We start from the raw sequence: 19,117 nt of genomic DNA on the forward strand, positions 1-19,117 counted from the left end.
GGCATCCAGCCACGGCGCGTCTGCGCCGTGAGAAGACTCTTACGCGATCAAGGACTTGATCGCACTGGACCCCGGATCTAGTCCGGGGTGACGGTGTGCGGATGATACGTCTTCGCGAATAGTAGGCTGCTCAAAGCACCCGGTAGCGCCGGTTGAAATACAGCAGCGCTTCTTCGCCCTCATTGATCTTCATATCGACGACATCGCAGATCAGGATATCGTGCGTGCCGCCATCATGCGCCTCGCGGATGCGGCAATCGAAGGAAACGAGCGCGTCTTCCAGAACCGGAGCGCCGGTTTCGAGCACACCCCAAGTACCGGCGGCGAAACGCTCTTCCGCCGGCGTCTTGCCGCCGAAAAGCGTGCTCAGCACCTCGTGATGGGCGGCAAGTGTGTTAACACAGACAACGCCATTAGCCTTCACCACCTTGTAGGCGGAAGAATTGCGGTTGAGGCAGACGAGAAGCGTGGGCGGATTGTCGGAAACGCTGCAAACGGCCGTCGCTGCAAAACCCGCACGTCCAGCCACCCCGTCAGTGGTGACGATGTTAACCGCCGCACCGAGCCGCGCCATGGCGTTTCTGTATTCGAGGCTGCGCTGCTCAGCAGTCTTCGTCTCCATTTCCGCTTCCTTTTCAAGAGACATCATCCGCATCTAACCCATCCTTCCTTAACAGGCCATCAAGCCAGTACACAGGCGTCTTCAAAGCCAAGGCGTGGCAGGCGGCCAAAGAGCTTGGACGGATCGCCGTAACCGAGATTGATCAGGAAGTTGGACTTCCACGTCGTGCCTGCGAAAAACGCCGCATCCACCTTGCCTTTGTCAAAACCGGACATCGCCCCGGTATCCAGTCCCAACGAGCGGGCCGCAATAATGAGATAACCCGCCTGCAAAGTGGCATTGCGGAAGGCCGTTTCCTCGGCAACGGCCGGGCTGGAGGTAAACCACGAACGCGCGTCGGCATGTGGAAACAGCACCGGCAGTTTCTCGTAAAATTCGCGGTCGATAGCAGCGATCACCGTCACCGGTGCAGCCATGGTCTTTTCGAGATTGCCCGAAGAAAGCGCGGGCCTCAGCTTTTCCTTGGCTTCCGGGCTGCGCACGAACACGAAACGCGCCGGCGAGCAATTGGCCGAGGTCGGCCCCATCTTCGTCAGATCGTAAAGTGCTCTCAGTGTCTCGTCGCCGACCGGCTTGTCAGCCCAGCCATTATGGGTGCGTGCCGCGGTGAAAAGTGCTGCAAGTGCCTTGTCGTCGAGTGCTGTCGTCATTGTCTTAAAAATCCTGTCAGAATGGCCGTGTTGCCGGCAGCAGAAACCGCAAAAGCCGCGCGTTGAAAAGGTCAGTCTCGGTGATATTGACCGCATGCGCCCCGAAATCGAGGAGGCAAAGTTCGCTTTGCGGCAAACCCTCCGCAAGACGCAGCGACCGGGTATAGGGCACCAGAAGATCGTCTTTCGTCGCCACCAACAGCACCGGATTGTCGATCTCGCCAAGATGGGTATCGATATCGAAGGCCCTGAGCGCCGCGATGCGCCGAAGCACATTTGCCTTGCCCTGAAAATGCGCGACACCATGCGCGTCGTCCCGCGCCAGCCTCTCCTGATGGTCCGACATCCACGCCGCCGGATAAAGAAACAGCGGCTGGGCTTTCACGAAAGCCTCGACGCCGGATTTTTCCAGAAGCTCGATCCGCACATCGAAACAACGCCCCGAATGCGGATCGGCCTTGCTCCATGAATTGATAAGAACAAGCCTGTCGATGAGGCCGGGCTGGCGCAGCGCGATATCGAGGCCGATCAGACCGCCAAGCGCATGGCCCATGAAGTGAAATTTTTCGAGGTTCAGCGCCGAGACGATCTCCAGCACATCATCCGCCATCGCCGATATGCCGCCATCCGCCGGCACCTCGCCGCCGGTCCTGCCGGTTCCGCGATGGTCGTAGGTAACGATCCGGAAATTACCGGAAAGAGCCTCGATCTGCGGCGCCCAATAGGCGCCAGATCCGCCCAACCCCGATGATAGCAGGATGGTGGGTGCCTCAGGATCGGTGCGACCATGAACCTCGAAATGCATCATCTTGCCGTGTCGTCCCTATTTGCCGATATGGGCGACGGTGGCGATTTCCACCAGCGCGTCAGGCTTTACGAGGCCGCACTGGATGCAATAGCGCGCCGGCTTGTCGCCGGGGAAATATTCGGCGTAGACAATGTTGACGGCCTGGTAGTTCGCCCAGTCGGTGATGAAGATGTGGTTCATCGTCACGTCCTCCATCGTGCCGCCAGCGGTTTCGATGACTGACTTGATGGTTTCGAGAACATGACGGGTCTGCGCGCTGGCATCGCCCACATGCACGACATTATTGTCCTTGTCGAAGGGCAGCGTGCCGGAAACGTAAACCACGCCATCGGCAAGGGTTCCCGGCGAAAAGGGAGCGATGGGTTTGCTGGTACCGGCAGGCACCACGATCTTCTTCGGCATTTCATTCTCCTCTTTGTGTTTCTCAATCAATCGGTGACGGGTGCGGCCTGCGAAATCACGCCGCAGAAATCATTGACGGTTGCCACCCAGCCGAAAAATTTCTCGACATTGTAGACCGTCGCCTGCTGGATATAGTCCGGCCCCAGATGATGCGTGGCATCCTCCAGCATCACCCCGAAATATTCGAGATGGAAGGCGTCGCGCAGCGAGCTTTCGACGCAGACATTGGTGGCGATGCCGACGAACACCAGATTGCGGATGCCGCGGGCACGCAGGACGCTGTCCATATTGGTGTTGAAGAAACCGCTGTAACGTGTCTTCGGCACCAGAATATCGCCGGGCTGCGGCTGCAACTCATCGACGATGGCATAGTCCCACGTTCCCTTGGCCAGCAGCTGGCCCTGCAGTTCCGGCCTTTTGCGCATCGTCTTCAGCGCATTGGACTTGTGCCAGTTGGGCGAACCCGGCCCGCCCGCCTCGACATAATCCTTGTCCCAGCCGTTCTGGAAATAAATGACCTGAACGCCCGCCGCCCGCGCCGCATCCAGCGTCTTCTTGATGTTGGCGATGGTGCCCTTGGCCCCGGAAATATCGAACCCGGCAAGGTCGACATAACCGCCCTCGGTCGAATAGGCGTTCTGCATGTCGACCACGACAACGGCGGTCTCGCTGGGCTTCAGGGTAATCGGCTCAGGCCTTGCGGGAAGCGTCACGCTTTCCGAACGGCTTTCCGGCCCCTTGTAACCCGCCACGACGGCTTCGCTCATTCCGCAGCCTCCAGTTCGGCCTGAACATGCGCCCGGCTCTTCATCAGCGGCTGCACATATTTGCCGAATTTTTCGACGCCTTCGAGGAAGTCGTCAAAGGTCAGCATCACGCCGCCCGTTCCCGGCACCTCGCTCATTTCATCCAGCATGGCTGCCACTTCCTCATAGGAGCCGATCAGCGTTCCCATGTTGATGTTGACCGCCGAGACGGGATTGGACATGTGCCGGACATTGGTATCCGAGCCGGATTTGGTGTCGACAGAACTCTGCAGGCCGAGCCACTTGATCGCCTCCTTATCCGCGCCCGCCTTGTAGTGCTCCCACTTCGCCCAGGCATCCTCGGATTTTTCCTCGGCAAGGATCATGGTCAGCACAACGGATTTAACATCCCGGCCGGTCTTTTCCGTTGCCGCCAGCAGCCGCTCATTGGTGGGCGCGAAGGCCTTGGGCGTGTTGACGCCAACACCGAAGCAGAAGCTGTAGTCGGCGAACTTGGCCGAGAACGCCATGCCGGAATTGGAGGAACCGGCGCAGATGAGCTTCACGTCACCCTGCGGCACTGGCTTCATGCGGCAATCCTCCATCTTGAAGAACTTGCCGTTGAAATCCGATTGGCCGTCGGCCAGAAGCTCTTTCAGAACGGTGGTGTACTCGCCGAGATATTCATAGCGATCACCGAAATAATCATCGCCCGGCCAAAGCCCCATCTGGCTGTATTCAGGACGCTGCCAGCCGGTAATCAGGTTGATGCCGAAGCGGCCGCCGGAGATGGAGTCGATGGTTGTCGCCATGCGCGCGACGATGGCCGGCGGCATGACCAACGTCGCGGCCGTGCCGAACAGCTTGATCTTGGAGGTGACGGCAGCGAGGCCCGCCATCAGCGTGAAGGATTCCAGATTATAGTCCCAGAATTCGGTCTTGCCGCCGAAGCCGCGCAGCTTGATCATCGATAGCGCGAAGTCGAAACCATATTGCTCCGCCTTCAGCGTGATCGCCTTGTTCAAGTCGAAGCTCGGCTTGTATTGCGGCGCGTTTTCGGAGAGGAGCCACCCATTGTTTCCGATCGGTATAAAAACACCAACTTCCATTTTGCTGTTCCCTTTTTAGCGTCAGGTGTCTCCTGACTTGACAAAAGAGTAGCAGGTTCTGTGCCAGACCAAATAAAATAATTTTATCAAATGGATAAAATTTTGGGACACATTGAGCCTTGACCAAAAGATAAAAAATTTATCATTTGGTCAAAATATTTGCCTGTTTATTCGGCAGTTATAAATAGAAAAAGGACGGCCCTCGAGCCGTCCCCAATATACGCGACGAAAAAGGTCCAACCTCTCCGCCGTCATCCTCGGGCTTGACCCGAGGATCCATAACCCACTGAAATCAATGGATCCCCGGGTCAAGCCCGAGGATGACGTCGAATGCTGAGCGAGTTCTGTCGGCAAATTTTAGCTAACCTACCGGCCGCCATTTTCAATCACGGAGCTATGCCAAAACCTCAGACGAGACGCTGCTGCGCATAGGCATGCACGGCGCGGAAGGCAGCCTCGGCGCCTGCGACAACACGCTCTTCCTCTTCGACCGTCAGCGAAATTTCATCGAGCGCGGCGGTGAAGGTGCGCCAGTGTAGGCCACGCCCTTCCGGAGCGCCGGCCAGATGGCGCGCGCCGAATTCTTCGCTGAGGCCAAGCTTCGCCGCATCTTTCAGGAGGAAAGCCGCACCGAGATTGGAACCTTCGACCACGTAAAGCCAGCCCATGGCCTCCGGCAGATCGAACGGCGTTTCGTCAGTAAAGCGTGGGGCTTCCGTTTCGGGAATAGCGTGACCGAGATCGGCAAGGTCCTGCTCGATCATGGAGAGACGGCGGCGGCCTTTGAGATCGGGCAGCAGGCCATCAAGCGTTTCATTGGAGAAAAACGCATCGAGGTCGCGATGGAAAAGATATTGCGTTTCCACGAATTTGCCGAAGTTCTCCCGGCTCTCGAACGGCTTCGCTGCCATGATGAAGGTATCGAGACCACCATGCGCGCCACGCGTTGCAGCCCTCAGGCGCTTCACGCGGCTCTGCTCGATCTCTTCCACAGGCGCTGATGGCTCCACAATGGTCATGACGCTTCCCTTTATCCCATATTCAGATTGCCTGATAAAAATCTTTACTTAAACAGTCAAATTTATTTTAGCATTTTTCCTGTGCATCGCTAAAAAATGGCATTCGCGTAAACCGGTGTAAACATTCCATGCCCCACCGGACGCAACACCGATCCTGAGGCAGCTTTAGAAGCCAATTCCCCCCATTCCAGCCTCCCGAACAATCATTCTGTAATTACCGCTTTACAACTAACATGTCAGTGTGCCATCAATCTGCAGCCATCTTGGAGGAGCATCTTAATTGACCCAGAAATTCGGCCTTTCGGCAGCACTGACGACCCCTTTCAAAACTGACGGAACCGTCGATACAGACGCCATGATCGCGCATGCCCGCCGTTGCCTTGCAAATGGTTGCGACAGCGTGACACTCTTCGGCACCACCGGCGAGGGATGCTCCGTCGGCAGCCGCGAACGGCAGGTCATTCTCTCCCGCTTCATTGAGGCAGGCATTGCGCCTTCCCGTCTGGTCACCGGCGTTCTCGTGGATTCCATCGAGGATGCAGCCGACCAGTCCGCCGAGGCCCTGAACGCAGGTGCCCGCAATATTCTTCTCGCCCCACCATCCTATTTCAAGAATGTCAGCGATGACGGCCTGTTTGCCTGGTTCTCGGCGGTTTTCGAAAAGATCGGCAAGGGCGCGCGCGACATTCTCGTCTATAACATCCCTTCCGTGACCATGGTAACACTGTCGGTCGAACTGGTGGGGCGGCTGAGACAAGCGTTTCCGGGCATCGTCACCGGCGTGAAGGACTCCTCAGGCAACTGGAGCCACACAGAGCGCCTGCTGAAAGAACACGGCGATCTCGCCATTCTGATCGGCGATGAGCGTGATCTGGCCAAGGGTGTTCGCCTGGGCGGTCAGGGAGCCATCTCCGGCGTTGCCAATTTCCTGACGCAGGAAGTCCGCGCCATGGCCGTTGACGGCAAGGACGATGCGCGCATCGTCGATCTTGTTGCGGAACTTCTGAAATTTCCGGTTACGCCCGCCGTCAAGGTGCTGGTATCACACACGACAGGGGAAAATATCTGGTCTGACGTGCGCGCGCCGCTCGTTGCCATTTCACCGGAGGGCCGGCGGCAGATCGAAGGCGCATTCGACGCGCTGTTTCGCAAACAGGCCGCCTGAACAGACCTTGAAAGGTTGAGCATGGACGATACCGGCGAACAGACATTGCGGGAACGGGCGTATGAAAGCTTTACGCATCACCTTCTCTCGCGCGACGTTCGCCCTGGCCAATTCATCTCGCAACGCCGCCTCGTGGAATTGACGGGTCTGCCGCTGGGCGCGATCCGGGAAGCAATTCCACGGCTGGAGGCGGAAGGTCTGATCAAGACCGTGCCGCAGCGGGGATTGCAGGTCGCCCATATCGACATCAACCTCATCCGCGAGGCGTTCCAGTTCCGGATCTTTCTCGAGAAGGAGGCCGTGGCGCTCTTTACGCGTTCGGCCTCGGACGAGACCATCGCCAAGCTGTTGAAACAGCACCGCGATATCGTCGAGGCGACGGAAAACGGTGGGGAATCGCCAGAGCTGGACCAGCACGCGCAGCAGGTGGACTGGGGCATGCACGACGCCTTCATCGATAGTCTCGGCAATTCGATCATCTCGAACGCCTACAGGGTCAATTCCATCAAGATGCGCCTCATCAATCAGGAGCGCTTTCGCATCGCAGGCCATGTCAAATCGGTGATGAAAGAACACCTCGCCATTCTCGAAGCCATTGAGAAGCGATCCGTCGAAGACGCCGTGGAGCGGCTGACCGCCCATATCCGCAACGCAAGGGACAGGGCGCTGGCAGTATAGGGCAATTCCGGTAGGGCAGAAGAAAGGTCCTGCCCGGAATTGCATGAAAATAAGCAACAAGCCGGAGGTGAGGAGAATTTCCGGCTAACTGGAGGAGAACTGACATGACGCATTCATTGCTCAACCCAACGCGTCGCGCCTTTCTGGCAGGCACGGCAGCGATCGGTGGCAGCGCGGTGCTCGGCATCCGCCCCGCATCGGCGGCGGTGAACTGGAAAAAACACGCCGGCACCACGCTTGAAGTCAACCTGGTCAAAAGCCCGCGCAGCGAAACGCTGATCAAATATCTGAGCGAATTCGAGGAACTGACCGGCATCAAGGTCAATGCCGAAGCAACGCCTGAACAGCAGCAGCGCCAGAAGGTGGTAATCGAGCTTTCCTCCGGCAAGCCGAGCTTCGACGTCGTTCATCTGAGCTACCACGTGCAGAAGAGACAGTTCGAAAAGGGCAAGTGGCTGGCCGATATCAGCGGCTTCCTGAAGGACCCGTCGCTGACCGATCCGTCCCTCGTCGAAAAGGATTTTGCCGAAGCCGGCATGCTGTTTGCCAAGGATAGCGACGGCGTGCTGCGCTCGCTGCCATTCTCGGTGGATTACTGGATCGTCTACTGGAACAAGGAACTCTTCGAAGCCAAGGGCCTGAAATACCCTGAGACCTTCGAGGAACTGGTGACGGCAGCGGAAAAGATCACCGATCCCGCAACCAACACCTACGGTTTCGTCGCCCGCGGCCTGAAGAACGCCAACACCCCGGTCTGGACTTCGTTGATGCTGGGTTACGGCGCAAAGCCGATCGGCGCGGACGGAAAGGTCGACACCGAATCCAAGGAAGCGGTCGAGGCAGCGAAACTCTATCAACGCTTGATGACCAAAGCCGCCCCTCCCGGCGTTTCCGGCTTCAACTGGGCCGAAGCGCAGTCTGCCTTCCTTCAGGGCAAGATCGGCATGTGGTTCGATGGCGTCGGTTTTGCACCGCCGATCGAAAACCCGGAAAAATCCCGCGTTGTCGGCAAGGTCGGTTACGGTGTCATGCCGAAGGGCCCGGCAGCACAGGCGGCCGGCACCTTCGGCGATGGCCTCGGTGTCGTCGAAGCCAGCAGCAAGAAGGAAGCGGCCTACCTCTTCTGCCAATGGGCGATTTCGCACGACATGGGTGCGCGCCTGCTGCAGGCAGGTGCGGGTGTTCCATTCCGCCAGTCCATCCTCGAAGACCAGAAGGTGCGGGAAGGCGTGAAGATGCCGGCCGCCTGGCTGGATGCGGTCGTCGGTTCCGGCAAGGTCTCGCAGCTTGCCCTGCCGGTCATCATTCCGGTCACGGAATTCCGCGACATCTACGGCGTCGGCCTCACCAACATGATCGGCGGCGCGGACCCGGCAGCTGAGCTGAAAAAAGCGACGGAACAGTTCGCACCCGTTCTGGCGCGTAGCGAGGGATAATGGCCTCCGTGAGCATCGAAAACACCAAAACAAGCGTCAGCCGGAAAGAAGGGAGCAGGCCCGCAAGGCTTGCTCCCAACTACTGGCCTTTCGTCATACCGGCACTTGTCGTCATCTCGGCGGTGATCGTTTTTCCGTGGGTCTTCACCCTGTGGATGAGCGTCCATCGCTGGACGCTCGGACAGGAGCAGAGCTTTATCGGTTTCGATAACTATATAAGGCTCGCAAGCGACGTGAGGTTCTGGGAATCGCTCTGGCACACCCTCATCTATACCGTGCTGTCGGTCGTCGCTCCGCTGTTTCTGGGAACATTGGCGGCGCTGGTTTTCGATGCGCAGTTTCCGCTGCGCGGTTTTCTGCGCGGCGTGTTCGTGATGCCGATGATGGCGACCCCGGTCGCCATCGCGCTCGTCTGGACCATGATGTTCCACCCGCAGCTCGGCGTTCTGAACTATCTCTTGTCCTTCATCCATATCGGACCGCTGGAATGGATCTACAACCAGTCCACCGTCATCCCCTCGCTGGTGCTGGTGGAAACCTGGCAATGGACGCCGCTCGTCATGCTGATCGTGCTCGGCGGACTGGCTGCAGTACCCCGCGAACCCTATGAGAGCGCCGAAATCGATGGTGCCAACGCCTGGCAGAAGTTTCGTTACCTGACCATGCCGATGATCGCGCCGTTCCTGATGATCGCCGTCATCATCCGTTCCATCGATGCCGTCAAAAGCTTCGACATCATCTACGCGATGACGCAGGGCGGCCCTGGCACGGCCTCGGAAACCATCAACATCTACCTCTACAACACGGCGTTTTCCTACTACGACATCGGTTACGGCTCGGCCATGGCCGTCGTCTTCTTCATCATCATCGTGGCGCTGTCCTTTGTGCTTTTGATGGTGCGCCAGAGTGCGCAATGGAACGAGATGGAGGATCGCTGATGGCTCGCCAATTGCTCAAACGTAAAAACCTCGACCGCATCGGCCTGTTTTTCGTGGCGCTTGTGATGATTTCGCCTGTTATCCTGTTCTTCATCTGGATGATCTCGCTGTCGCTGAAATATGAAATCGACAACGGCGCCTATCCACCGATCCTCATCCCCGAGCGTTTCGCATGGTCGAACTATGTGAAGGTGTTCGAGGAGAATAATTTCTTCCTCTATTTCTGGAATTCGGTGCTCGTCACCGGTGCGGCCACTATTCTGGCGCTGGTGATCGGCGTGCCTGCCGGTTACGGCATCGCCCGGCTGAAGGCGGAAAAGTCGGCTGTCGTCATCATGATCGCCCGCATGACGCCCGGCCTCTCCTTCCTCATTCCGCTGTTCCTGCTGTTCCAATGGCTGAACCTGCTCGGCACACTCTGGCCGCAGATCATCATCCATCTCGTGGTGACGGTTCCGATCGTGGTCTGGATCATGATCGGTTATTTCGAAACCACGCCGAAGGAACTGGAAGAAGCGGCAAGCATCGATGGCGCATCCTCCTGGCAGGTGTTCCGGCTGGTGGCGCTGCCGATCGCCAAGCCCGGCATCGTCGTCTCCTTCATTCTGGCGGTCATCTTCTCGTGGAACAACTTCGTCTTCGGCATCGTGCTGGCCAGCCGTGAAACGCGTACCCTGCCGGTGGCGGTCTACAACATGCTGTCCTTCGAACAGGTGAGCTGGGGACCGCTTGCCGCAGCCGCGCTGATCGTGACGCTGCCGGTGCTGCTGCTCACCATGTTCGCGCAGAAACAGATCGTGGCGGGCCTGACCGCCGGCGCCGTCAAGGGCGGCTGAATCAACCAATTAAAAATACGGGAACCAAAAACATGGCACCGGTCAATATTCTAAACGTCCAGAAGCGCTTCGGCGCGGTCAACATCATCCATGGCATCGATATCGATATCAAGGATGGCGAATTCGTCGTGCTGGTCGGCCCTTCCGGCTGCGGCAAATCCACCCTGCTGCGCATGATTGCGGGGCTTGAGGAAGTCAGCGACGGCGAAATCCACATCGGCGCGCGTGAGGTGAGCAACCTGCCCGCCCGCGACCGCGATATCGCCATGGTCTTCCAGAACTACGCCCTTTATCCGCACATGACGGTGAAGGATAATATGGGCTTCGCGCTGAAGCTGAAGAAGGTGAGCGCCGACGAAACCAAGGCCAAGGTCGACAAGGCTGCCGCCATTCTGGGGCTGGACAAGCTGCTGGACCGTTATCCGCGCCAGCTTTCCGGCGGCCAGCGCCAGCGTGTAGCCATGGGACGCGCGCTGGTGCGCGATCCGCAGGTCTTCCTGTTTGACGAACCGCTGTCAAACCTCGACGCCAAGCTGCGCGTGCAGATGCGCGGCGAGATAAAGGCCATGCACCAGCGCATCGGCACCACCACCATCTACGTCACCCACGACCAGGTGGAAGCCATGACCATGGCCGACAAGATCGTGGTGCTGCATGACGGCGTGATCGAGCAGATCGGCGCGCCGCTCGAGCTTTACGACCGCCCGGCCAACCTCTTCGTTGCCGGTTTCATCGGTTCGCCTGCGATGAACTTCATTCGTGGACGCGTCGAAGAAGGCGTGTTCCGCACCGTGAAGGGCTTAAGCCTTCCCCTGCCCGCCAACAGCGACATTGCCGCACTGGGCGGCCGCGACCTCGTCTACGGCGTGCGCCCGGAACATATCCGTGCAGCAAGCGGCGGTATCGAAGGCCGGGTCGAACTGGTCGAAGGCACCGGTTCGGAAATCTATGCCAAGCTGAACTGCAAGGGCGACGAGATCGCCTGCCTGTTCCGCGAGCGGCTGGACGTGCGGTTCGGCGATACGATCCATATCGCCATCGACCCGGAAATGGTTCACCTTTTCGACAAGGCAACCGGCAAGCGCATCTAAGGCGCATGCCGAGTAAAATTGCGTAAGACAAAGACATAGGGTGACGGGCATGGACAGCCAACACGAGAGCCGCAAACATGTGCTGTGCGTGGGTGCAGCCGTGCTCGACACCCTGTTTCGCGTCCATGACATGCCAAAGGGCGAAGGCAAGGTCCTGCCCTACGAAATGTTGCAGATCGCCGAGGGCATGGCATCCAGCGCAGCCTATGCGGTGCACCGCATGGGCGGGCGCGCCAGCCTTTGGGGTGCGGTGGGCGACGACGAGACCGGAACCCGCATCCTGCGCGATCTCGCCGAAAGCGGCATCGACACCACAGGCATGACAGTCGCCGCCGGCGCACGCTCCGCACTCTCCACGATCATTATCGATGATCGCGGCGAGCGGCTGATCGTGCCTTTTTATGATCACAGGCTGCATGAGAAGAAGCGCTCCTGCACACCAGCGGACCTCGCCGCTTACGACGCCGTGCTGGTGGATGTGCGCTGGCCGGAACTGGCGCTCGATGTTCTTGATGTGGCACGCGCACTCGGCAAACACGCCATTCTCGACGGCGACGTCGCGCCGGTCGAAACCCTCGAAAAGCTCGCACCCGCCGCAACCCACATCGTTTTTTCCGAACCCGCCGCCGCCCGGCTGACGGGGCTTGAGACGGTAGAGGACATGCTGCCGGTGCTGCACGCCCGCTACCCGCAAACCTTCATCGCCGTCACCGCCGGACCGGCAGGCTGCTGGTGGACGGAAGCTGGCGATCCAACTGTCTATTTTCAGGAAACGATGCAGGTCAAGGCGGTGGATACGCTGGCGGCAGGCGACATTTTCCACGGCACCTTTGCGCTTGCCATAGCCGAAGGCATGGAAAGCCGCGCCGCCATCCGGCTCTCCTCCGTTGCCGCTGCGCTCAAATGCACGGTCTTCGGCGGCCGCATCGGCGCACCCACACGCGAAGAGACCGAAGACGCGATGCGGCAATGGCTGGAGCGTGAACGGGGACCGGCGCTACGCGCCTTCTGAGCGCATCCATTGCCCGCATAAAACTATTCCATTTTTGCGATGCCGTTTCCCGGCGAACTAGGCTAACGTCAAGTCAGAGCAAAGCTTTTCGCAAGCCGCGCTTGTTCCACCTTGAGCCTGCATTCCGCAAAAGTGATCGCCCGATGCATCAGACGACCCGCCCGAGACTGCGCGATATCGGCTTGCCGCCCGGCCATTTCGAGACCGGCCCGCTCAATGCCATCACCGATGTCGAAGGCGTGACGATCGGCCATTCGACCGTCATCGAAGGCGACACGATCCGCACCGGCGCAACCGCGATCCTGCCGCATGGCGGCAATCTTTTTCAGGACAAGGTGCCTGCGGGTTTTGCGGTCTATAACGGCTTTGGCAAATTTGCCGGCTCGACCCAGATCGAGGAACTCGGCGAACTCGAAACGCCTGTCATCCTCACCAATACGCTTGCAACCGGCCGGGCAATCGAGGCGATCAACCGCCATACGCTGTCGCAGCCAGGCAATGAGAAAGTGGTATCCATCAATGCGGTCGTTGGAGAGACCAACGATTCCCGGCTCAACGACATCCGCGCCGGTCGCCCGGCCGTCGAAGAAATTTCGGCCGCGCTGAAAAACGCTGCCACAGGCCCGGTGGCCGAGGGCGGCGTTGGAGCCGGAACCGGCACGGTGGCTTTCGGCATGAAGGGCGGCATCGGAACTGCATCCCGCATCGTCACCATCGCCGGGGAGGCCTACACGCTCGGCGTTCTCGTGCAATCCAATTACGGCGGCCATCTGCTGGTCTGCGGCAAGCCCTATGTCAGCCCTGATCATAAAGACAAGGACGGCTCCATCGTCATCGTGGTTGCAACCGATGCGCCGCTGTCGTCACGCAATCTGAAGCGCCTGGCCGCCAGAAGCTTTGGTGGGCTGGCCCGCACCGGCGCAGCACTCAGCAACGGCTCCGGCGATTATGCCCTGGCATTTTCCACCGACGAGCGCCTTCGCCGCACGCCCGCACGCCGCAAGGCCGTCACAGACTATCCCGAGCTTTCCAACGATGCGATCTCGCCGCTCTTCGAAGCCACAATAGAGGCAACCGAGGAGGCGATCCTCAACTCGCTCTGCACGGCCACAACGACATCAGGTTTCAATCCCGGCGCCGGCAAGGCCGCAACGGTCGAGGCCATTTGCATCGATACCCTTAAAACCCTTCTTTCAGCCTGACTTTTCCAGACGGAGTTTTCATGACTAGCCCATCCGGTCGCATCGTTTACGTCAACGGCGAATTCCTGCCCGAAGCGGACGCCCGCCTTTCCATCTTCGACCGCGGTTTCCTGTTCGGCGACGGCATTTATGAAGTCACCTCGGTTCTCGAAGGCAAGCTGATCGACAGCGACCTGCACATGGCCCGGCTGGAACGCAGCGCCCGCGAAATCGACGTGGCCCTGCCGGTTACCACGAAAGAGATCGTCGAGGCCGAACGCCGCCTGATCGCCGACAACAACCTCGTTGAAGGCATGATCTACCTGCAGCTGACGCGTGGCGCCGAAGACCGCAACTTCCTGTTCTCCGCTGATCTGAAGCCAACGCTTGTCATGTTCACCCAGGCGAAAAAGCTGATCGGCACCCCGGTCGAGGAAGCCGGCATCGCCGTCAAATCGGTGCCCGACCAGCGCTGGGAACGCCGCGATATCAAGACCGTCTGCCTGCTGCCGCAGGTCATGGCAAAACGCATCGCCAAGGCAGAAGGCTGTGACGAGGCGTGGATGATCGAGGATGGTTTCGTGACCGAAGGCGCTTCCTCGACCGCTTACATCGTCACCGCCGATAAAAAGATCATCACCCGCGGCAACAGCAACAAGACCCTGCCCGGCTGCACCCGCCTCGCCGCCCTGCAACTGGCCAAGGAAGCCGGCTTCACGCTGGAAGAGCGGCCCTTCACGCTGGAAGAAGCGCTGAACGCTGACGAGGCCTGCCTGACCAGCGCCTCCAACTTCGTGGTTTCCGTGACGAAGATCGACGGCAAGCCGGTGGGTAACGGCAAGCCCGGCCCGATGGTGAGCCGCCTGCGCGCCCTCTACCTCGAAAACGCCCGCCGCACGGCGATCTGATCGAAAGCGTTTGTTTGTCGCATTTCCGGACGGAAAACCGGGGTCCACTTTTCCTGGAAATGCTCTAACCCTCAAGAACCGCCCATATGCGCTCGACAACGGGCCGGCGGTTCTCCTTCGAACGATAGAGCCTGATATCGACGGCGATATCGAAGGTGGGATCGGCGGCGCGAACCAGCGTGCCGGTATCCAGCTCGTGCCGCATCAGGCTTTCCGGCACCCAGGCGACACCCCAGCCGGCCATCGCCATGGCTTTCAGCCCCACCGACATGCTGCCTTCATGCACCCGCTCGAATTGCGGCAGGCGCGCGCTCAGGAGATCGCGCAGCAAAGGCCCGAAGAACGAGGCCTTTTCATAATCGAGATAGGCGAAGGGTTTTCGCGCATTTTCCACCAGCGCATGCAACGGCGAACCATCTTTCGCCGGCGCGGAAACGGGAATGATGTTTTCCGCGCCGAGCACGCGGAACTCGAAGGTCTGCGCATCGAGCAACATCGGCACTTCGGGGTGCGCATAGGTCAGAAGAAAATCGCTTTGCCCGTCCACCAGCGAATTGAGGTTTTCCTCCATGCTGCCGGAATCGGGGCGCAATACTGAAAATAGCGGCCCGGCCGTCTCGTTCACCCGTTTCAGCCAGTCGGGAAAGAAAGTGAAGGACAGGGTATGAAGGGCCGTCAGCCGAACAGTCCTGGCATCGGCCCCTTCTTCCTGCAGCAGGGTGCGCCGCGCATGATAAAGCTGCTTCAGCGTTTCCTGCGCCACTGGCACGAACTTCACGCCCGCCTCGGTCAGCCGCGACGGATAGGAGGCGCGATCGACCAACGTCGCGCCTACCCAGGCTTCAAGCTGCTTGATACGCCGGCTGAAGGCGGATTGCGTGACATGCCGCTCCTCCGCCGCTTTCGAGAAATTGAGCGTTCCGGCCAGCGCCAGGAAATCCTCGAGCCATTTGACTTCCAAGGGCCTGTTCTCCCACAAAGATGTCGTCCCGGCCTTCAACCGGAACATGGGGTCTTTATTAGGAGCAATAAGGGCTGATTGAAACCCTTTTAGGAAGGCCGAAAATGCGGATAAACGGCCACGAAACTCTCTTCCGTCATCCTCGGGGATGACCTGAGGATCCACAACCACGCGCGACAATGGATCCTCGGGTCAGGCCCGAGGATGACGTCAAGTTTGCGGGACGCGATGGGGATCGGTTTCAGACCGTTAGCGGCCTCTGGAATATTCGATCATCCGCGCGCGGCTGGAAACCAGCTCGATCCGATTATCGCCCAGACGATTGAGACAGACACGCTTCGTCCATGGCCCGTCAATCAGCGTGAAAAGGAAACGGCCATTGCCGAGCGCCTTCAGAGGCATGCTGCGACGCGTCGGGCCGATGCCCATGGTCAGCGAGGAACCGTTGATCGTGAATTCGGCTCCCTCATCCGAGCACCACGACCCCGACAGATCATCGGGCACGGCGTGGTTGCCCACCGGCAGGAAACGGCGGGCGGCGTGGCCTGCCTCACCGACGATCGCATCGCCTTCGAGCTTGAGACGCATTGGCGAAGATGCGGAGCGCGACGACACCCAGCCATCGGCATCTTCATAAAGCGTGTCGTCGCCATCGATGAAAGTCGACGTGCTGCCTTTGATCTCCAGCCACCACGGTCCGCTTTCGGTAACATAGAGGCCTTCCGGCAGGCTGGCGGCGGGTTTGGGCAGCGGCAGGCCGGTCAAAGCCGCCATGCTTTCCAGCGCGATCTTGAAGCCGTTGGTATCCTCGCGATTGGACACCACAACGAAGCCTGTACCGTTTTCCGGATCGAGCAGGAAGTAAGTCTTATATCCCGGATGCGAACCGCCGTGACCGATGAAGCGCCGTTCGCCGAGGTGGGACCAGCGCAGGCCGAGGCCATATTCGCTCATCCGTCCATCGGCGAGTGGCCGCTCAGTGGAAAGTCCGTCCAGAACACCCGCAAAGCTGCCCTCGCCGCGCATCAGCCCCTGCAGCCACCGGGTCAGTGCTTCCGCACTACCGGCAAGATTGCCGGAAGCGGAAATATGCAGGCCGGCCGCCGAAAGCTGCCAGCTGCTTTCCGCCTTCCAGTAGCCGGGTACCAATCCATCGACCGGATCGTTCCAGACATCCGGCGCCTTCAGGAAAACGCCGAACGGGCGGGCAATTTGCGCCTGCACGAAATCGTCGAAACGGAAACCGTGGCGCTCCAGCGCCGCTTCCACCAGACGATAGCCGGTATTCGAATAGGAAACCTCGCTGCCGGCATCGAAGTTCAGCCGGGTCAGCCGCGCCAGATAGTCGAGAAGCGGACCGGCCTTTGTTTCGGTGTAGACGGAAAGGCCAAGCAGAGAGAGGCATTCGCGCGTGTCCGGCAGGCCGCCGCTCATATCCAGCGCCTGCCCCACTGTGACGTCGCGGAGCGGCGATTGCAGCTCCGGCAGATGCTTGCCGAGCAGATCGTCAAGCCCGATCAGATCGGAATGGGCAAGCACCATGGCGCAGAAGGCATGTTTGGTGACGGAGGCATAACGCACCACGCTTTTCGGCGTGAATGGCGCAAAGGTCGAGAGGCTCTCGACACCGCCGGCATGGGCGAAACGGATGCCACCGAGATCGAAACCAATCACCGCCCCGCCCGGCTCGTTGCCCGCCCATTGCGAGACGAAGCTCTCGGCAAGCGTTGAAGCGGCGTTCCAGTCGAGTTGCTGTGACATTGTTCGGTCTCGTGTCTTTGTTTCGACGCCGATAACCTCGACGTCACCGCTTGTTTCTTCTCCCCGCCGGGGAGAAGGTGGCCCGAAGGGTCGGATGAGGGGGCGACGTTGCCGGATTTCGGAGAGCTTGCCCCCTCATCCCGCTGCCGCGACCTTCTCCCCGGCGGGGAGAAGAAGCGAGCCGCGCCCGCTCGATCTATGCGCAACGCAGGCTAGGGGCTGGCCCTCAGGCCGGCTCTTCCAGTCGGATGCTCAGGCTGCGCAGCTCTTCCGTATGCGGATGTTTGATACGGCCCTCGCGCAGATCGCCCGCGCTCAGCTGCTCGACCATTTCACCGTTCAGCATCACGCCCACCTGCGGGCAAAGATGCGCAATGACCGCGAGATTGTGGCTGACGAGGATATAGGTGAGATTGCGCGCCGCACGCAAATCCTGCAACAGGTTCAGGATTTCCGCCTGCACCGAAACGTCGAGCGCCGAGGTCGGCTCATCGAGCAGCAGCACCTGCGGATCGGCGATCAGGGCGCGCGCGATGGCGACACGCTGGCGCTGGCCGCCGGAGAGCTGGTGTGGAAACCGGAAGCGCACCGCCTGCGGCAAGGCCACGTCAGACAAAGCCTGCTGGATGCGTTTTTCGATATTGTCCATGCCATGAACCAACGGCAATTCGCTGAGGATACGGTCGATGGTCTGGCGCGGATGCAGCGAACCATAGGGGTCCTGAAACACCATCTGCACCTGCCGGAAGAATTCCGGCGTGCGCTTCAGCGGCGCATCCTTGCCGGCAAAGGCGATGCGGCCTTCCCAGCTTTCATTAAGGCCAGCCATAGCGCGCAGGATGGTGGACTTGCCCGAGCCGCTTTCGCCAACGATGCCGAAGCTGCCGCCCTTTTCGACCGAAAAGGACACGCCCTTCACCACTTCACGGTCGCCGAACTTGATACGGAGATTTTCGACGTCGATCATAGGCTGGACCACGCTGCATCACGGTTGAGAACGGGAAGACGCTCGCGCGGATGCGTCAGCGAGGGAATGCAGTTCAAGAGACCCTGTGTGTAAGGATGCTGGGCTTTCAGGAGTTCGGAAGCCTTCAGTTCCTCCATCACCCGGCCGGAATACATGACAGCCACGCGGTCGCAGAAATGCGAGACTAGCGGCAGGTCGTGGCTGATGAGGATGAGACCCATGCCGCGTTCCGATACCAGCTCCTCGATCAGCCGCAGGATTTCCGCCTGCACCGTGGCATCGAGAGCACTCGTCGGTTCGTCGGCGATCAGAAGCTCGGGATCGGGCGCCAGCATCATGGCGATCATGACACGCTGGCCCATGCCGCCGGAAACCTCGTGAGCGTAGGACGAAGCGACCTGGCGCGGATTGCGGATCTTCACCTGATCGAGCAGAGCGATTGCCGCCTCCATGGCCGCACGCTTGCTTCCGCCCTTGTGGGCGCGCCAGGCTTCCGCGATCTGTGCACCCATGGTCTTGACCGGGTTCAGCGAATATTTCGGATCCTGAAGGATGAAACCTGCCCGTTTTCCCCGGATCTGGCGCATCTGCTTTTCACTGGCGGAAAGCACGTCGATACCGTCAAAGGAGAGCTTGTCGGCCCTGATATCGGCATTGGAGGGCAGAAGCTTCATCAGCGCGCGCGCCGTGAGGCTCTTGCCCGAACCGGATTCACCGACGATGCCGAGCTTTTCTGTTCCGAGCTTCATGGAAACACCGCGCACCGCCTCGAAGCGGCTGGTGCGGGTCTGGAACGCGATCTTCAGATTTTCGATTTCGACCAGCAT

20 protein-coding genes are annotated in these 19,117 nt (G+C 59.7%); 9 read left to right on the forward strand and 11 right to left on the reverse strand.

Annotated features, from left to right (window positions below):
• Positions 1 to 130 precede the first annotated feature (130 nt).
• The 7 genes from rutF to QRN60_RS12350 all read right to left on the reverse strand — a co-directional run bounded on the left by rutF (position 131) and on the right by QRN60_RS12350 (position 5,356).
• Positions 131 to 655 carry an NADH-dependent FMN reductase RutF gene (gene rutF, locus QRN60_RS12320; RefSeq protein ID WP_129565104.1) on the reverse strand — a complete coding sequence of 175 codons (525 nt, stop codon included), beginning with the start codon at positions 653 to 655 and terminating at the stop codon, positions 131 to 133.
• Positions 656 to 681: 26 nt separating this feature from the next.
• A complete protein-coding gene (locus QRN60_RS12325; protein WP_003504025.1) occupies positions 682 to 1,272 on the reverse strand; it encodes a malonic semialdehyde reductase in 591 nt (196 codons plus the stop codon).
• Positions 1,273 to 1,288: 16 nt separating this feature from the next.
• Entirely contained in the window at positions 1,289 to 2,080 is a 792-nt protein-coding gene (gene rutD, locus QRN60_RS12330) for a pyrimidine utilization protein D (RefSeq protein WP_162691872.1), read from the reverse strand.
• Between the two features lie 15 nt (positions 2,081 to 2,095).
• Positions 2,096 to 2,482, reverse strand: a complete 387-nt coding sequence (rutC, locus tag QRN60_RS12335; RefSeq protein WP_020810423.1) for a pyrimidine utilization protein C — start codon at positions 2,480 to 2,482, stop codon at positions 2,096 to 2,098.
• 26 nt (positions 2,483 to 2,508) lie between these two features.
• On the reverse strand, positions 2,509 to 3,249 hold the full coding sequence (gene rutB / locus QRN60_RS12340) for a pyrimidine utilization protein B (protein ID WP_060723695.1): 741 nt from the start codon (positions 3,247 to 3,249) through the stop codon (positions 2,509 to 2,511).
• Positions 3,246 to 4,337, reverse strand: a complete 1,092-nt coding sequence (rutA, locus tag QRN60_RS12345; protein ID WP_129565105.1) for a pyrimidine utilization protein A — start codon at positions 4,335 to 4,337, stop codon at positions 3,246 to 3,248. Before rutA ends, rutB begins: the two co-directional genes overlap by 4 nt.
• A gap of 407 nt (positions 4,338 to 4,744) precedes the next feature.
• Positions 4,745 to 5,356, reverse strand: a complete 612-nt coding sequence (locus QRN60_RS12350; protein WP_111792389.1) for a biliverdin-producing heme oxygenase — start codon at positions 5,354 to 5,356, stop codon at positions 4,745 to 4,747.
• A gap of 280 nt (positions 5,357 to 5,636) precedes the next feature.
• Here QRN60_RS12350 and QRN60_RS12355 point away from each other — a divergent pair, with 280 nt between their 5' ends.
• The 9 genes from QRN60_RS12355 (at position 5,637) to QRN60_RS12395 (ending at position 14,601) form a co-directional block, all read left to right on the forward strand.
• Positions 5,637 to 6,521 (forward strand): dihydrodipicolinate synthase family protein, encoded by an 885-nt coding sequence (locus QRN60_RS12355; protein ID WP_129565106.1) that lies wholly within the window; start codon positions 5,637 to 5,639, stop codon positions 6,519 to 6,521.
• Positions 6,522 to 6,542: 21 nt separating this feature from the next.
• On the forward strand, positions 6,543 to 7,199 hold the full coding sequence (locus QRN60_RS12360; protein WP_003504009.1) for a GntR family transcriptional regulator: 657 nt from the start codon (positions 6,543 to 6,545) through the stop codon (positions 7,197 to 7,199).
• A 104-nt stretch (positions 7,200 to 7,303) separates the two neighbouring features.
• On the forward strand, positions 7,304 to 8,635 hold the full coding sequence (locus QRN60_RS12365) for an ABC transporter substrate-binding protein (protein ID WP_129565107.1): 1,332 nt from the start codon (positions 7,304 to 7,306) through the stop codon (positions 8,633 to 8,635).
• Positions 8,635 to 9,573: a carbohydrate ABC transporter permease gene (locus tag QRN60_RS12370; protein ID WP_129565108.1), complete on the forward strand. Its 939-nt coding sequence runs from the start codon at positions 8,635 to 8,637 to the stop codon at positions 9,571 to 9,573. The genes QRN60_RS12365 and QRN60_RS12370 overlap by 1 nt, the downstream gene beginning before the upstream one ends.
• Positions 9,573 to 10,409: a carbohydrate ABC transporter permease gene (locus QRN60_RS12375; protein WP_003504003.1), complete on the forward strand. Its 837-nt coding sequence runs from the start codon at positions 9,573 to 9,575 to the stop codon at positions 10,407 to 10,409. The genes QRN60_RS12370 and QRN60_RS12375 overlap by 1 nt, the downstream gene beginning before the upstream one ends.
• A gap of 32 nt (positions 10,410 to 10,441) precedes the next feature.
• The gene (locus QRN60_RS12380) at positions 10,442 to 11,500 is read left to right on the forward strand and encodes an ABC transporter ATP-binding protein (RefSeq protein ID WP_013636780.1); all 1,059 of its coding nucleotides are present in this window, start codon (positions 10,442 to 10,444) and stop codon (positions 11,498 to 11,500) included.
• Positions 11,501 to 11,549: 49 nt separating this feature from the next.
• Complete coding sequence (locus QRN60_RS12385) at positions 11,550 to 12,512, forward strand: sugar kinase (protein WP_065702590.1); 963 nt, start codon at positions 11,550 to 11,552, stop codon at positions 12,510 to 12,512.
• Positions 12,513 to 12,655: 143 nt separating this feature from the next.
• Positions 12,656 to 13,714, forward strand: a complete 1,059-nt coding sequence (locus QRN60_RS12390; RefSeq protein WP_129565109.1) for a DmpA family aminopeptidase — start codon at positions 12,656 to 12,658, stop codon at positions 13,712 to 13,714.
• Positions 13,715 to 13,734: 20 nt separating this feature from the next.
• Positions 13,735 to 14,601 carry a D-amino-acid transaminase gene (locus QRN60_RS12395; protein ID WP_003503995.1) on the forward strand — a complete coding sequence of 289 codons (867 nt, stop codon included), beginning with the start codon at positions 13,735 to 13,737 and terminating at the stop codon, positions 14,599 to 14,601.
• 64 nt (positions 14,602 to 14,665) lie between these two features.
• Here QRN60_RS12395 and QRN60_RS12400 read toward each other — a convergent pair whose 3' ends face one another.
• The 4 genes from QRN60_RS12400 to QRN60_RS12415 all read right to left on the reverse strand — a co-directional run bounded on the left by QRN60_RS12400 (position 14,666) and on the right by QRN60_RS12415 (position 19,117).
• The gene (locus QRN60_RS12400; RefSeq protein ID WP_111834172.1) at positions 14,666 to 15,562 is read right to left on the reverse strand and encodes a LysR substrate-binding domain-containing protein; all 897 of its coding nucleotides are present in this window, start codon (positions 15,560 to 15,562) and stop codon (positions 14,666 to 14,668) included.
• Between the two features lie 249 nt (positions 15,563 to 15,811).
• On the reverse strand, positions 15,812 to 17,323 hold the full coding sequence (locus QRN60_RS12405) for a serine hydrolase domain-containing protein (protein WP_112293878.1): 1,512 nt from the start codon (positions 17,321 to 17,323) through the stop codon (positions 15,812 to 15,814).
• A gap of 226 nt (positions 17,324 to 17,549) precedes the next feature.
• Positions 17,550 to 18,290, reverse strand: coding sequence for an ABC transporter ATP-binding protein (locus QRN60_RS12410; RefSeq protein WP_129565111.1), 741 nt, complete (start codon positions 18,288 to 18,290; stop codon positions 17,550 to 17,552).
• Positions 18,287 to 19,117: an ABC transporter ATP-binding protein gene (locus QRN60_RS12415; protein WP_003503986.1), complete on the reverse strand. Its 831-nt coding sequence runs from the start codon at positions 19,115 to 19,117 to the stop codon at positions 18,287 to 18,289. Before QRN60_RS12415 ends, QRN60_RS12410 begins: the two co-directional genes overlap by 4 nt.

The sequence above is a fragment of the Agrobacterium sp. CFBP2214 genome (assembly GCF_030209895.1).
Taxonomy (GTDB): Bacteria; Pseudomonadota; Alphaproteobacteria; order Rhizobiales; family Rhizobiaceae; genus Agrobacterium; species Agrobacterium radiobacter.

What these genes read in the sequence shown, in the direction of transcription:
- rutF (WP_129565104.1), bottom strand. Translation starts at nt 655, where the DNA reads ATGCGGATGATGTCTCTTGAAAAGGAAGCGGAAATGGAGACGAAGACT.
- QRN60_RS12325 (WP_003504025.1), bottom strand. Translation starts at nt 1,272, where the DNA reads ATGACGACAGCACTCGACGACAAGGCACTTGCAGCACTTTTCACCGCG.
- rutD (WP_162691872.1), bottom strand. Translation starts at nt 2,080, where the DNA reads ATGATGCATTTCGAGGTTCATGGTCGCACCGATCCTGAGGCACCCACC.
- rutC (WP_020810423.1), bottom strand. Translation starts at nt 2,482, where the DNA reads ATGCCGAAGAAGATCGTGGTGCCTGCCGGTACCAGCAAACCCATCGCT.
- rutB (WP_060723695.1), bottom strand. Translation starts at nt 3,249, where the DNA reads ATGAGCGAAGCCGTCGTGGCGGGTTACAAGGGGCCGGAAAGCCGTTCG.
- rutA (WP_129565105.1), bottom strand. Translation starts at nt 4,337, where the DNA reads ATGGAAGTTGGTGTTTTTATACCGATCGGAAACAATGGGTGGCTCCTC.
- QRN60_RS12350 (WP_111792389.1), bottom strand. Translation starts at nt 5,356, where the DNA reads ATGACCATTGTGGAGCCATCAGCGCCTGTGGAAGAGATCGAGCAGAGC.
- QRN60_RS12360 (WP_003504009.1), top strand. Translation starts at nt 6,543, where the DNA reads ATGGACGATACCGGCGAACAGACATTGCGGGAACGGGCGTATGAAAGC.
- QRN60_RS12365 (WP_129565107.1), top strand. Translation starts at nt 7,304, where the DNA reads ATGACGCATTCATTGCTCAACCCAACGCGTCGCGCCTTTCTGGCAGGC.
- QRN60_RS12370 (WP_129565108.1), top strand. Translation starts at nt 8,635, where the DNA reads ATGGCCTCCGTGAGCATCGAAAACACCAAAACAAGCGTCAGCCGGAAA.
- QRN60_RS12375 (WP_003504003.1), top strand. Translation starts at nt 9,573, where the DNA reads ATGGCTCGCCAATTGCTCAAACGTAAAAACCTCGACCGCATCGGCCTG.
- QRN60_RS12380 (WP_013636780.1), top strand. Translation starts at nt 10,442, where the DNA reads ATGGCACCGGTCAATATTCTAAACGTCCAGAAGCGCTTCGGCGCGGTC.
- QRN60_RS12385 (WP_065702590.1), top strand. Translation starts at nt 11,550, where the DNA reads ATGGACAGCCAACACGAGAGCCGCAAACATGTGCTGTGCGTGGGTGCA.
- QRN60_RS12390 (WP_129565109.1), top strand. Translation starts at nt 12,656, where the DNA reads ATGCATCAGACGACCCGCCCGAGACTGCGCGATATCGGCTTGCCGCCC.
- QRN60_RS12395 (WP_003503995.1), top strand. Translation starts at nt 13,735, where the DNA reads ATGACTAGCCCATCCGGTCGCATCGTTTACGTCAACGGCGAATTCCTG.
- QRN60_RS12405 (WP_112293878.1), bottom strand. Translation starts at nt 17,323, where the DNA reads ATGTCACAGCAACTCGACTGGAACGCCGCTTCAACGCTTGCCGAGAGC.
- QRN60_RS12410 (WP_129565111.1), bottom strand. Translation starts at nt 18,290, where the DNA reads ATGATCGACGTCGAAAATCTCCGTATCAAGTTCGGCGACCGTGAAGTG.
- QRN60_RS12415 (WP_003503986.1), bottom strand. Translation starts at nt 19,117, where the DNA reads ATGCTGGTCGAAATCGAAAATCTGAAGATCGCGTTCCAGACCCGCACC.